9 protein-coding genes are annotated in these 13,596 nt (G+C 67.6%); all 9 read left to right on the top strand.

The window, feature by feature from the left end; genetic code table 11:
* A partial coding sequence (locus AUC47_RS06320) for a carbohydrate ABC transporter permease (RefSeq protein ID WP_256999468.1) occupies nucleotides 1–911 on the top strand: 911 nt, incomplete at its 5' end.
* On the top strand, nucleotides 908–1,741 hold the full coding sequence (locus tag AUC47_RS06315) for a carbohydrate ABC transporter permease (protein ID WP_096714361.1): 834 nt from the start codon (nucleotides 908–910) through the stop codon (nucleotides 1,739–1,741). The genes AUC47_RS06320 and AUC47_RS06315, both read left to right, overlap by 4 nt.
* Nucleotides 1,738–3,249 (top strand): glycoside hydrolase family 3 protein, encoded by a 1,512-nt coding sequence (locus AUC47_RS06310; protein WP_096714360.1) that lies wholly within the window; start codon nucleotides 1,738–1,740, stop codon nucleotides 3,247–3,249. The genes AUC47_RS06315 and AUC47_RS06310 overlap by 4 nt, the downstream gene beginning before the upstream one ends.
* Nucleotides 3,250–3,263: 14 nt before the next feature.
* Nucleotides 3,264–4,139 carry a MurR/RpiR family transcriptional regulator gene (locus AUC47_RS06305; protein WP_096714359.1) on the top strand — a complete coding sequence of 292 codons (876 nt, stop codon included), beginning with the start codon at nucleotides 3,264–3,266 and terminating at the stop codon, nucleotides 4,137–4,139.
* A 153-nt stretch (nucleotides 4,140–4,292) separates the two neighbouring features.
* Nucleotides 4,293–5,966, top strand: coding sequence for an ABC transporter substrate-binding protein (locus tag AUC47_RS06300; RefSeq protein WP_096714358.1), 1,674 nt, complete (start codon nucleotides 4,293–4,295; stop codon nucleotides 5,964–5,966).
* Between the two features lie 148 nt (nucleotides 5,967–6,114).
* On the top strand, nucleotides 6,115–7,119 hold the full coding sequence (locus AUC47_RS06295; protein WP_096714357.1) for an ABC transporter permease: 1,005 nt from the start codon (nucleotides 6,115–6,117) through the stop codon (nucleotides 7,117–7,119).
* Between the two features lie 46 nt (nucleotides 7,120–7,165).
* Nucleotides 7,166–8,131 carry an ABC transporter permease gene (locus AUC47_RS06290; RefSeq protein ID WP_096714356.1) on the top strand — a complete coding sequence of 322 codons (966 nt, stop codon included), beginning with the start codon at nucleotides 7,166–7,168 and terminating at the stop codon, nucleotides 8,129–8,131.
* Nucleotides 8,128–9,840, top strand: a complete 1,713-nt coding sequence (locus AUC47_RS06285) for an ABC transporter ATP-binding protein (RefSeq protein WP_096714355.1) — start codon at nucleotides 8,128–8,130, stop codon at nucleotides 9,838–9,840. Before AUC47_RS06290 ends, AUC47_RS06285 begins: the two co-directional genes overlap by 4 nt.
* A gap of 220 nt (nucleotides 9,841–10,060) precedes the next feature.
* On the top strand, nucleotides 10,061–13,561 hold the full coding sequence (rpoB, locus tag AUC47_RS06280; RefSeq protein ID WP_096714354.1) for a DNA-directed RNA polymerase subunit beta: 3,501 nt from the start codon (nucleotides 10,061–10,063) through the stop codon (nucleotides 13,559–13,561).
* The last annotated feature ends 35 nt before the right edge of the window (nucleotides 13,562–13,596 follow it).

Raw genomic sequence — 13,596 nt, 5'->3', positions numbered from 1 at the left:
GCCGGCCGAAGAAGCGAGGCCTCTCGCTGATCACGGCTCGCCCCTGGCTCCTTCTCGCTCCCGGGCTGATCATCCTCGCGGTGCTCATGCTCTGGCCGCTCGTCCAGGTGGTCATCTACTCGCTGCAGGACTACGGTCTGCGCGAGATCAACACGGGGGAGAGCAACTGGATCGGCCTCGGGAACTACGTCGAGGCGCTCACCAATCCGACGCTCTGGACGGTGGTGCTGCCGAACACCGTCGGATTCGCGGCCGTCGCCGTCTTCGTCACCGTGGCCGTCGGCACGCTGGTCGCCCTGCTGCTCGCGCGGCTCGGTCCGGTGTGGCGCACCATCGTCTCGAGCTGCATCATGGTCGCGTGGGCGATGCCCGCCGTCACGGGTACCTATGTTTGGACCTTCATCTTCGATGCCGACCGCGGCATCTTCAACACCGTGCTGCAGAACCTCGGCCTGATCGACGGGGCCGTGAACTGGTTCACGAACCAGTGGTCGTTCTACGGCATCGTGCTCCTCAACGTCGTTCACCACGGCTTCCCGTTCGTGGCGATCACCGTCCTCGCCGGGCTTCTCGGCGTCTCCAAGGAGATGCTCGAGGCCGCGGCACTCGACGGCGCGAACGCCTGGACGCGCTTCTGGAAGATCATCTTCCCGACCCTCAAGCCCGTCTTCTCGGTCGTCATCATCCTGTCGACGATCTGGGACTTCAAGGTCTTCGCCCAGGTCTACCTCATGCCAGGCGGAGGCGGAGGCAACAGGCAGGTCCTCAACCTCGGCGTCTGGTCGTACGTGGAGTCCTTCGGGCAGAACCGCTACGGCTTCGGTGCGGCGCTCGCCGTGCTCCTCACGCTCGTGCTGATCGGCATCACGATCGTCTACATCCGATCCCTCATGAAGGAGGACGAGCTGTGAACCCTCGTCCCAGGCTCCGCTCGCGTATCGGCGTCGGGATCGGCGTCGCCGCCGTCCTGATCTTCACGCTGTTCCCCGTCTACTGGATGGTCTCGAGCGCCTTCGACAAGAAGGCGTCATCGGGCGGCCAGTCGCTCCTGCCGCAGGAGTTCAGCTTCGACAACTTCGCGTTCGTCCTCACCGAGGGCGGCTTCGGCACCTACCTCCGCAACTCGGCGATCGTGGCCCTCGTGACCGTGCTCGTCAGCGCCCTCGTGTGCCTGCTCGCGGCCGTCGCCGTCGCGCGGTTCAAGTTCAGGTTCCGCACGACGATCCTCATGATGATCCTCGTGGTGCAGATGGTGCCGCTCGAGGCGCTCGTGATCCCCCTGTTCCTGCAGGTCAAGAGCCTCGGGCTGCTCAACAGCATCCTGGGTCTCATGGTCGTCTACGTGGCGCTGTCGCTCGCATTCGGCATCTGGATGCTGCGCGGCTTCGTCGCCGCGGTGCCCGTCGAGCTCGAAGAGGCCGCGTACATCGACGGCGCGAGCTGGTGGCGCATGTTCCGCTCGATCCTGCTGCCGCTCGTCATGCCGGGTCTCGTCGCGACGAGCATCTTCAGCTTCATCACAGCGTGGAACGAGTTCATCTTCGCGATGACGATCCTCGGCGCGCAGACCGACCAGTACACGGTGTCGATCGGACTCAAGTCGTTCTTCGGTCTGTACGCCAACGACTGGGGCAGCATCATGGCCGCCTCGACCATCATCACGGTGCCGGTCATGATCTTCTTCGTGATCGTGCAGCGTCGCCTGTCGGCCAGCATGGTCGCGGGAGCGGTGAAGGGATGACCGACGAACTCGAGCGCCTCGCGAACGGCGTGCTCTGGCCCGGATTCTTCGGAACCGAGGCGCCGGAGTGGCTGCTCGCCGAGCTCCGCGACGGCCTCGCCGGGGTCGTGTACTTCGGTCAGAACATCGGCGACGGGCTCTCCGAGCTGAGCGATGCGATCCTCGCGGCGAACCCGTCTGCGCTGATCGGAATCGACGAGGAGGGCGGCAGCGTCACCCGCCTCGAGTCGGCGACCGGCTCGACCCTGCCCGGAGCCGCCCAGCTCGGTCGGGTCGACGACATCGAGGCGACGAGGGAGACCGGCGCGGAGCTCGCCAGGCGGGTCGCCACGATCGGCGGCAACGTCGTGCTCGGGCCCGTGGCCGACGTCAACACCGACCCGCGCAACCCGGTGATCGGCGTGCGGTCGTTCGGCAGCGACGAGGCGCTCGTCTCCCGCCACGTCGTGGCGGAGGTCGACGGCATCCAGACGGGCGGCGTGGCCGCCTGCGTCAAGCACTTCCCCGGTCACGGCGACACGCACCTCGACTCGCACCACTCACTGCCCGAGATCTCCCTCGACATCGAGGAGTTCGAGCGCGTGCATCTCGCCCCGTTCCGCGCCGCGATCGAGGCGGGCGTCGACAGCATCATGACCGCGCACATCGTCGTCCCCGCGTGGGGCGACGAACCGGCCACGCTCAACCCCCGAGTTCTCGGGATGCTGCGCGACTGGGGCTTCGACGGCGTCATCATCACCGACGCTCTCGACATGGCGGCCATCCGCGAGACCGTGGGTCTCGGCGGGGGAGCAGCCCGTGCCCTCGCGGCCGGCGCCGATCTGCTCTGCATCGGCAACCCCACCAACCCCGGGGAGGCCGCGGCATCCGACCAGGACGAGCGCGACTTCCGCGCGGCTCGTGACGGCATCGTCGCCGCGCTGCGCGACGGCTCGCTGTCGCGTGAGCGTGTCGAGGACGCCGCCCGCCGGGTGGCCGGCCTCGCACAGAAGCTGCAGGTGAGGGATGCCGCGGCGCACCCCTCAGCGGCCTTCGACGCCGCCGAGATCGTCGGCAGAGCGGTCACCGGCGCCGAGGCCGACGCGAAGGAGCTGGCCGTGGTCGACGCGCGGCGGCGATCATCCCTCGCGGTCGACAGTGCGGCCGGCTACGTCGCGGCCGCGCTGGCCGGCGACGGACACCGGGCGCGGCTCGACGTGGCCCGGACCTCTGTCGAGGAGCAGGATGCCGCGCTCGACGAGGCCATCGCCGCCGATGGTCTGACTGTGCTGCTCATCGATCGACCCGACGTCGACCCCGCCCAGCGCGAGCTCGTCGAGCGGGCCGCGCAGCGAGACCGGGATGCGGTCGTCGTGAACGTCGGACTCGCGCCGGAGGCGGCGCTGCCGCTCCCGGTCGTCCAGGTCGGAGCGGCCAGCCGGGTCGGCGCCGAGGTCGCACGGGCTCGTCTCAGCGCAGCATCCGCTCCCCTCATTTCGTCATCGGAGGGTGCAGAACGCCCCGTCTGAGGCAGGATGGCACCGTGGACGCTGACGTTCTCGCGCTGGTGCGCCGATCCGTTCCCCGACTGAGTGCTGCAGAGGCGCGGGTCGCGGAGACGATACTCGGCGACCCCACGCTCGTCGTCGACCTCGCCATCAACGATCTCGCCCGGCTGTGCAGCACCTCGCTGTCGACCGTCGCGCGGTTCGCGCAGTCGCTCGGATTCAGCGGCTACCGCGAATTGCGCGTCGCGGTCGCCCGCACCGTGACGCTCGCTCAGGCACAGCAGGCGCGGTTCGGCCTGGACACGACCGCGATCGACCGCGACGACGAGCCGGCTGCGATCGCCGCCAAGCTCGCCGCGCAGGAGATCGACGCGATCGAGAAGACCGCGCGCGGCCTCGACGCCGCGGCCCTCGATCGGGCGGCCCTGGCCATCGTGGGTGCTCGGCACATCGAGATCCTCGGCCAGGCCTCGTCGTCGCTCACCGCCCAGGACCTGCAGCAGAAGCTCTCCCGCATCGGCTGTTCGGCCGCGCACTCGTCCGACCCTCACCTGTCGCTCACGGCGGCCTCGATCCGCACCGCGGACGACGTCGTCGTCGCGATCTCGCACGGGGGAGAGACGCAGGAGGTGGTGCGGGGCGTCGAGGTCGCCAGGGATGCCGGGGCTCTCACCGTCGCGATCACGAGCGTCTCCGACTCGTCGCTGGCGATCGCCGCCGACGTCGTCCTGGTCACCCACGCTCAGGAGTCGCCGTTCCGCATGGCGGCGATGTCGAGCCGCATCGCCCAGCTCGCGCTCGTCGACATCCTGTTCGTACGGGTCGTGCAGCACCGAGGCGAGCCGGTCGTCATCCCGCTTCAGCTCACGCACGAGGCCGCCGCGCCTCGACGCCGCGCATCCGGTCGCTGAGTCCTCATTCGCGGTCAGTCGATACCCGATTGAGATGAATCGGTGATTGGCATCCGTGGATCCGCTGGGTAGCTTCGAAGGAATCACCGTGAGCCGGGGCGAACACTCCCCGGTCGCGCAAAGCAGCGCCCCACAGGGAAGGTCATTCTTCACATGCACCACTCGATCACACGCCGGCGAGGTCTCATCGCCGTCTCCGGAGCAGCGCTCGCGGCGCTGGTCCTCTCAGGATGCGTCGCCAGCCAGCGCGACGACAGCGACGGCGGAGCATCCGGCGACGTCGACGGCACGTTCGTCTTCGCGGCGTCTTCCGACCCGGCGAGCCTCGACCCCGCGTTCGCGCAGGACGGTGAGACCTTCCGCGTCTCCCGCCAGATCTTCGAGGGACTCGTCGGCACCGAGCCCGGCACGGCCGATCCCGCTCCGCTCCTGGCGGAGAAGTGGGAGTCCTCGGAAGACGGCATGAGCCACACGTTCACCCTCAAGGAGGACGTGACCTTCCACGACGGCACGCCGTTCAACGCCGAGGCCGTGTGCGCGAACTTCGACCGCTGGTACAACTGGACCGGTCTCGCCGCCTCCGAGGCGCTGGGGTACTACTACAACAAGCTCTTCAAGGGCTACGCGTCCGACCCGACGAACGCCGTGTACAAGTCGTGCACGCCCGACGGCGACTACTCGGTCACGATCGATCTCAACAAGCCGTTCGCCGGCTTCGTCGCCTCGCTCTCGCTCCCCGCGTTCGGCATGCAGAGCCCGTCCGCGATGTCGGAGTTCGGCGCTGACGACGTGAGCGGCACCGCCGAGGCGCCCGTGCTGTCGGAGTACGCCATGGGTCACCCCGTCGGCACCGGCCCCTACCAGTTCGAGGAGTGGGCTCCGGGTGAGCAGGTCACGCTCAAGGCCTACGGCGACTACTGGGGCGAAGCGGGACAGGTCGACGAGATCATCTTCCGCACCATCGACGACCCGACGGCCCGCCGTCAGGCGCTGGAGTCCGGCTCGATCGACGGCTACGACCTCGTCGGCCCCGCCGACACGAAGGCCCTCGAGGACGACGGCTTCACGATGGTCTCGCGTCCGCCATTCACCATCCTGTACCTGGCCTTCAACCAGGCGATCCCCGCGCTGCAGGACCCGAAGGTCCGCGAGGCGCTGTCGTACGCGATCGACAAGGACGCCCTGATCAGCCAGGTGCTCCCCGAGGGCACCGAGAAGGCGATCGAGTTCGTGCCCGACACCGTCAACGGGTACAACCCCGATGTGACGACGTACGACTACGACCCTGAGAAGGCCAAGCAGTTGCTCGCCGAAGCCGGTTACACCGAGGCGAACCCGCTGTCGCTCGACTTCAACTACCCGGTCAACGTCTCGCGCCCGTACATGCCGGACCCCGAGCAGATCTTCACGGTGCTGTCGTCGCAGCTCTCCGAGGTCGGCGTGCAGACCACGCCCGTCTCGGAGGAGTGGGTCGAGTACCTCGACCGCACCACCGGTACGTCCGACCACGGCATCCACCTGCTCGGCTGGACCGGCGACTACAACGACACCGACAACTTCGTCGGCGTGTTCTTCGGGCAGCAGAGCTCGGAGTGGGGCTTCGACAACCCCGAGCTGTTCCAGAAGCTCACCGAGGCGCGCGGTGTCGCCAACCTCGACGAGCAGACTGCGCTGTACGAGGACATCAACGAGATGGTGGCGCAGTTCATCCCGGGTGTGCCGCTCGCGCACCCGGCACCGACGCTCGCGTTCGACCCGCGTGTGAAGAGCTACCCGGCCAGCCCGGTGAACGACGAGGTCTTCACGGACATCGTCCTCACCAAGTAACGGGCTGACGCCGCCAACCGGTCGTCGCACCGGTCGTCGAGCGAGCGGAGCGAGACGAAACGCGTATTCCGCGAAGGAACGCGTTTCGTCTCGTCACTCCGTTCCTCGCTCGACGACCGGGACGCCGACCGAGTGATAGGAGTTCTTCGTGCTGCGCACCATCGGCAGGCGACTGCTGTTCCTCATCCCCACCCTGATCGGCCTCAGCATCCTGCTGTTCGCCTGGGTCAGGGCCCTGCCCGGCGGCCCGGCCGTCGCGCTTCTCGGCGAGAAGGCGACCCCCGAGGCCATCGAGCGGGTCAACAAGCTCTACGGATTCGACAGACCGATCCTCGAGCAGTACTTCGTCTGGGTGTCCCGTCTCGTGCAGGGGGACTTCGGCACGTCGATCCAGACGAACCGGCCCGTCATGGAGGAGTTCTTCCGGCGGTTCCCCGCGACGATCGAGCTGAGCGTCACGGCTCTCATCTTCGCGGTGGGCGTCGGCATCCCGCTCGGATACTGGGCCGCCCGCCGCCACGGCAAGTTCACCGACCACGCGTCGGTGGTGCTGAGCCTCGTCGGCATCACCATCCCGGTGTTCTTCCTCGCGTTCATCCTCAAGTACGTGTTCGCGGTGCAGCTCGGCTGGCTGCCGTCAGACGGCCGGCAGGACCCCCGCATAGACGCGACCCACGTCACCGGGTTCTACGTGTGGGACGGCATCATCACCGGCGAGTTCGACGCGTCGTGGGACGCCATCCTGCATCTGATCCTCCCCGCGCTCGCGCTGGGGACCATCCCGCTCGCGATCATCGTGCGCATCACGCGCGCCAGTGTGCTCGAGGTGCAGAACGCCGACTTCGTGCGCACGGGCCGCGCGAAGGGCGTGGGGTCGACGACTCTGCGCAACCGGTTCATCCTCCGCAACGCGATGCTGCCCGTGGTCACCACAATCGGCCTGCAGACGGGCCTGCTGATCTCGGGAGCGGTTCTCACCGAGACCGTCTTCGCGTTCCCGGGTATCGGCTCGTTCCTGGCGAAGGCGATCTTCACGAGGGACTTCCCGGTGCTGCAGGGGTTCATCATCTTCATCGCCATCGCGTACGCCCTCATCAACCTCGCGGTCGACGTGTCGTACAGCCTGATCGATCCGAGAGTGCGGGTGCAGTGATGATCGGCATGTCCCACCCGAACACCCACGGAGAGGAGGCGGTGTCATGAGCATCTCGCTCCCGCCCGCCCAGGGCCCATCGGCCGCCGGCGGCGAGGTCGTCGACACCGTCGCCGTCGCGCAGACCGCTCTCAAGGAGGGCCCCGGCGGCTTCTGGCGCGACGTCTTCCGTCGCCTGCGTCGCAACCCGACGGCGTGGATCGGCGCGGCCATCGTGCTCGCGTTCGTCCTCGTCGCGGCTCTCGCACCCGTGCTGGCTCCGTACCCGGAGACGGCGCTGCCCGGCGCGAAGAACATCACCCCCACGTACATCCCGGGACCGGGCGAGCTGCCGGAGTTCCCGCTCGGGCTCGACCGCTTCGGCGGTGACGTGCTGTCGAAGCTCATCTGGGGTGCGCAGGCCTCGCTGCTCGTCGGTGTGGTCTCGACCGCACTGGGTCTCGTCGGCGGCATGCTGCTCGGACTCATCGCCGGCACGTTCGGCGGCTGGGTCGACACGATCATCATGCGCGTCGTCGATATCATCCTGTCGGTGCCGAACCTGCTGCTCGCCGTGTCGATCGCGGCGATCCTCGGGCAGACGCCGTTCGCGGTCATGATCGCGATCGGAGCATCGCAGGTGCCGATCTTCGCCCGCCTGCTGCGCGCCTCGATGCTCCAGCAGCGGTCGAGCGACTACGTGCTGTCGGCGCAGACCCTGGGCCTCGGCCGTGGCCGCATCACGATGTCGCACGTGCTGCCCAACGCGATCGGACCGGTGATCGTGCAGGGAACCCTGACGCTCGCGACCGCCGTGATCGACGCCGCCGCGCTGTCGTTCCTCGGACTCGGCGGCGGACGCCCCGAGACCGCGGAATGGGGCCGGATGCTCACCTACGCGCAGGACGAGCTGGCGATCGCCCCGTGGCTGGCGTTCCTCCCCGGCATCTGCATCGCGGTCACCGCGCTCGGCTTCACCCTGTTCGGTGAAGCGCTGCGTGAGGCGATGGACCCGAGGACGAGGGCGCGATGAACGACGAAGGCGTCATGGAACAGAACAAGGAGAATCGGATGCCGAGCGCTCCGCTGCTGTCGGTCGAGGGGCTCGCCGTCGACTTCGCCACCATGGACGGCGTCGTGCACGCCGTCGAGGGGGTGGATCTCGAGATCGCACCGGGCGAGACCGTCGCGATCGTCGGCGAGTCGGGGTCGGGGAAGTCGACGACCGCCATGGCGATCATCGGCCTGCTCGCCGGCGGAGGTCGCGTGGCCGCCGGCAGCATCCGCCTTGACGGCCGCGAGATCGCGCATGCCTCCGAGAACGAGCTGCGGATGATCCGTGGTCGCGACATCGGCATGGTCCCGCAGGACCCGATGTCGAACCTCAACCCGGTGGCGAAGATCGGCACGCAGGTCGCCGAGACGCTGCTCGCACACGGGCTCGCCACCCGGCAGAACGTGCAGGAGAAGGTGGTCGAGGCGCTGAGCGCCGCCGGGCTGCCCGACCCCGAGCGCCGGGCCAAGCAGTACCCGCACGAGTTCTCGGGCGGCATGCGGCAGCGAGCGCTCATCGCGATCGGTCTGGCCTGCAAGCCGCGTCTGCTCATCGCCGACGAGCCGACCAGTGCGCTCGACGTCACCGTGCAGCAGACGATCCTCGACCAGATCGGTGCGATGACCCGCGAGCTCGGCACCGCCGTGCTGCTCATCACGCACGACCTCGGCCTGGCGGCGGAGCGCGCGGAGCGCGTCGTCGTGATGCACCGCGGTCGCGTGGTGGAGCAGGGGCCGGCCCGGCAGATCCTCGAGGCTCCGCAGCATCCGTACACCCAGTCGCTCGTCAAGGCGGCGCCGTCCGTCGCCGCCGCACGGCTGCGGCCCGAGGCGTTCCGGGTCGAGGACCGCGCCGCCGACGAGGGCGAAGCGAGCGAGGATGCCGCGGCGCAGCGCCCCGCCGACAACATCGTCGAGATCGAGAACCTCACCAAGGTGTACCCGGTTCGCGGGCAGAAGGACGACTTCGTCGCGGTGAACGACGTGTCGCTCGCGATCCCGCGCGGTGAGACGGTGGCGATCGTGGGGGAGTCGGGGTCGGGCAAGACGACGACCGCGCGGATGCTGCTGAAGATCATCGAGCCGACGAGCGGCCTCATCCGCTTCGAGGGCAAGGACGTGTCGTCGCTCAGCCGAGCGGAGACGAGGGACTTCCGCCAGCGGGTGCAGCCGATCTTCCAGGATCCGTACTCGAGCCTGAACCCGATGTTCACGATCGAGCGCCTCATCTCCGAACCGCTGGACTTCTACAAGCGGGGGAGCGGAGCGGACCGCCGCAAGCGCGTGCGACAGCTGCTCGACGACGTGGCGCTGCCGCAGTCGATGCTCACGCGCTACCCCTCGGAGCTGTCCGGCGGGCAGCGCCAGCGCGTCGCGATCGCCAGGGCGCTCGCTCTGTCGCCCGACCTGATCGTCTGCGACGAGCCGGTGTCGGCGCTCGACGTGCTGGTGCAGGACCAGATCCTCACGCTGCTCGGCGACCTGCAGCGCGAGTACGGCCTGAGCTACCTGTTCATCTCGCACGACCTCGCTGTGGTGCGGCTGATCAGTGACTACGTGTGCGTGATGAAGGACGGAGTGCTCGTGGAGGCCGCCTCCTCGGAGGAGATCTTCACGAACCCACGTGACCCGTACACGCGGCGTCTCCTCGCCTCGATCCCGGGGAACGAGCTCAACATCGCGTCCTGACGGGCTCATCCTGACCGGTTCCGGATGCTTTTACCGCAGCATCCGGAATTGGTCAAGGATTGAGCTTGCCATGTCGCACAATCGCGTCTATAGTTGGTAGTTGCGCTCGCTTCTCCGTGCCCTCATATGGTGGTCGGCATCCGTTGAGCTTCTGAGCGCGCAACTCCACCTGACGACAAAGGAATCGAGAAGCCCTGCGGGGCTCACGGAGGTTATTCCCTTGGCTGCTGCTCGCAACGCATCCACATCCACCACCACCAAGAACGGACGCGGAGCATCCCGCCTCTCGTTCGCCAAGATCTCCGACACGCTGACGGTCCCCGACCTTCTCGCCCTGCAGACCGAGTCCTTCGGTTGGCTCGTCGGCAACGACGCCTGGAAGGCGCGTGTCGAAGAGGCCAAGCAGGCCGGTCGCACCGACGTCAACGAGGTCTCCGGACTCGGCGAGATCTTCGAGGAGATCTCCCCGATCGAGGACCTCGGCGAGACGATGCAGCTCTCGTTCACGAACCCGTACCTCGAGCCTGAGAAGTACTCGATCGAGGAGTGCAAGGAGCGCGGCAAGACCTACGCCGCCCCGCTGTACGTCGAGGCCGAGTTCATGAACCACCTCACCGGTGAGATCAAGACGCAGACGGTCTTCATGGGCGACTTCCCGCTGCAGACCGACAAGGGCACGTTCATCATCAACGGCTCCGAGCGCGTCGTCGTGTCGCAGCTCGTCCGCTCGCCCGGTGTCTACTTCGACAAGACCCCCGACAAGACGTCCGACAAGGACATCGTGTCGGCGCGCGTGATCCCGAGCCGCGGTGCATGGCTCGAGTTCGAGATCGACAAGCGCGACCAGGTCGGCGTCCGCATCGACCGCAAGCGCAAGCAGTCGGTCACCGTCTTCCTCAAGGCCCTGGGCATGTCGAGCGAGGAGATCCTCGCCGAGTTCGCCGGCTTCCCCTCGATCGAGGAGACCCTGGCGAAGGACACCATCGTCACCAAGGAAGACGCGCTGCGCGACATCTACCGCAAGCTGCGTCCGGGCGAGCAGGTGGCCGCCGAGGCCGCTCGCGCGCTCCTCGACAACTTCTACTTCAACCCGAAGCGCTACGACCTGGCGAAGGTCGGCCGGTACAAGATCAACCACAAGCTCGGTCTCGACGCCCCGCTCACCGACTCGGTGCTCACGGTCGAGGACATCGTCGCGACGATCAAGTACCTGGTCCGCATCCACGCCGGTGTCGAGTCGTTCGACGGCATCCGCTCGGGCAAGCAGGCCGAGATCCGCATCGCGACCGACGACATCGACAACTTCGGCAACCGTCGCATCCGTGCGGTCGGCGAGCTGATCCAGAACCAGGTCCGCACCGGTCTGTCCCGCATGGAGCGCGTCGTCCGCGAGCGCATGACCACGCAGGACATCGAGGCGATCACGCCGCAGACCCTGATCAACGTGCGCCCCGTCGTCGCCGCGATCAAGGAGTTCTTCGGAACCTCGCAGCTGTCGCAGTTCATGGACCAGAACAACCCGCTCGCGGGTCTGACCAACAAGCGCCGCCTCTCGGCTCTCGGCCCCGGTGGTCTGAGCCGTGACCGCGCCGGCGTCGAGGTCCGTGACGTCCACCCGTCGCACTACGGCCGCATGTGCCCGATCGAGACCCCGGAAGGCCCGAACATCGGTCTGATCGGTGCTCTCGCGACGTTCGCGCGCATCAACTCGTTCGGTTTCATCGAGACGCCGTACCGCAAGGTCGTCGATGGTGTCGTGACCGAGCAGATCGACTACCTCACGGCATCCGAGGAGGTCGACTTCAACATCGCGCAGGCCAACGCGCCGCTCGATGCGAAGGGTCGCTTCCGCGAGAGCCACGTGCTCGCACGCCCCAAGGGCGGCAGCGGTGAGGTCGACCTCTTCCTGCCGGAGGAGATCGGCTACATCGACGTCTCGCCGCGCCAGATGGTTTCGGTCGCGACCTCGCTCGTGCCGTTCCTCGAGCACGACGACGCGCAGCGCGCGCTCATGGGCGCCAACATGCAGCGTCAGGCCGTGCCGCTGCTGCGCAGCGACTCGCCGCTCGTCGGAACCGGTATGGAGGGCTACACCGCCATCGACGCCGGTGACGTGATCACCGCCGAGAAGGCCGGTGTCGTCTCCGAGGTCTCCGCAGACCGCGTCGTCGTCATGCTCGACGAGGGCGGGACGCAGGAGTACCACCTACGCAAGTTCGACCGCTCGAACCAGGGCACGTCGTACAACCAGAAGGTCGTCGTCAGCGCCGGTGAGCGCGTCGAGGTCGGAGAGGTCATCGCCGATGGCCCCGCCACCGAGAACGGCGAGCTGGCCCTCGGCAAGAACCTCCTCGTCGCGTTCATGACGTGGGAGGGCTACAACTTCGAGGACGCCATCATCCTCAGCCAGGACCTGGTGAAGGACGACACCCTCTCCTCGATCCACATCGAGGAGTACGAGGTCGACGCCCGCGACACGAAGCTCGGCAAGGAGGAGATCACCCGTGACCTCCCCAACGTCAGCCCGGAGCTCCTGAAGGACCTCGACGAGCGCGGCATCATCCGCATCGGCGCCGAGGTCCGCCCCGGCGACATCCTCGTCGGCAAGGTCACGCCGAAGGGCGAGACCGAGCTGTCGGCCGAGGAGCGTCTGCTCCGCGCGATCTTCAACGAGAAGAGCCGCGAGGTCCGTGACACCTCCCTGAAGGTGCCCCACGGTGAGCAGGGCACGATCATCGCCGTCAAGGAGTTCAACGCCGAGGACGGCGACGACGAGCTCGGCTCCGGCGTGAACCGCCGCGTCGTGGTCTACATCGCCCAGAAGCGCAAGATCACCGAGGGTGACAAGCTCGCCGGCCGTCACGGCAACAAGGGCGTCATCGCGAAGATCCTCCCGATCGAGGACATGCCGTTCCTCGCGGACGGAACCCCGGTCGACATCGTCCTCAACCCGCTCGGCATCCCCGGTCGAATGAACTTCGGCCAGGTCCTCGAGACCCACCTCGGGTGGATCGCGAAGCAGGGCTGGAAGGTCGAGGGCACCCCCGAGTGGGCCGTCAAGCTGCCCGAGCAGGCGTTCGAGGCCGCACCGGGCACGAAGGTCGCCACCCCGGTGTTCGACGGTGCGAGCGAGGAGGAGATCTCCGGTCTCCTCGACTCGACGCTCCCGACGCGCGACGGTGTGCGCCTGATCGACTCGAGCGGGAAGACGCAGCTGTTCGACGGTCGCTCCGGTGAGCCGTTCCCTGCGCCGATCTCGGTGGGCTACATGTACATCCTGAAGCTGCACCACCTGGTCGACGACAAGATCCACGCGCGTTCGACCGGTCCGTACTCGATGATCACCCAGCAGCCGCTCGGTGGTAAGGCGCAGTTCGGTGGTCAGCGCTTCGGTGAGATGGAGGTGTGGGCCCTCGAGGCCTACGGCGCCGCGTACGCGCTCCAGGAGCTCCTCACGATCAAGTCCGACGACATCCTCGGCCGCGTCAAGGTGTACGAGGCGATCGTCAAGGGCGAGAACATCCAGGAGCCCGGCATCCCCGAGTCCTTCAAGGTGCTCATGAAGGAAATGCAGTCCCTCTGCCTGAACGTCGAGGTCCTCTCGGCCGACGGTACGGCTGTCAACCTCCGCGACACCGACGACGAGGCCTTCCGCGCAGCGGAAGAGCTCGGAATCAACATCTCCAGCCGCTTCGAGGCCGCCTCGATCGACGAGATCTAAACGCCTCGACGGGCTCAGCGCCGCATCGCCGCTGA

The organism is Microbacterium sp. SZ1 (assembly GCF_002362255.1).
In the GTDB taxonomy this organism is placed as follows: Bacteria; Actinomycetota; Actinomycetes; order Actinomycetales; family Microbacteriaceae; genus Microbacterium.
Note: the sequence above shows the minus strand (reverse complement) of the source record. Positions and strands in the feature narration are given on the sequence as shown.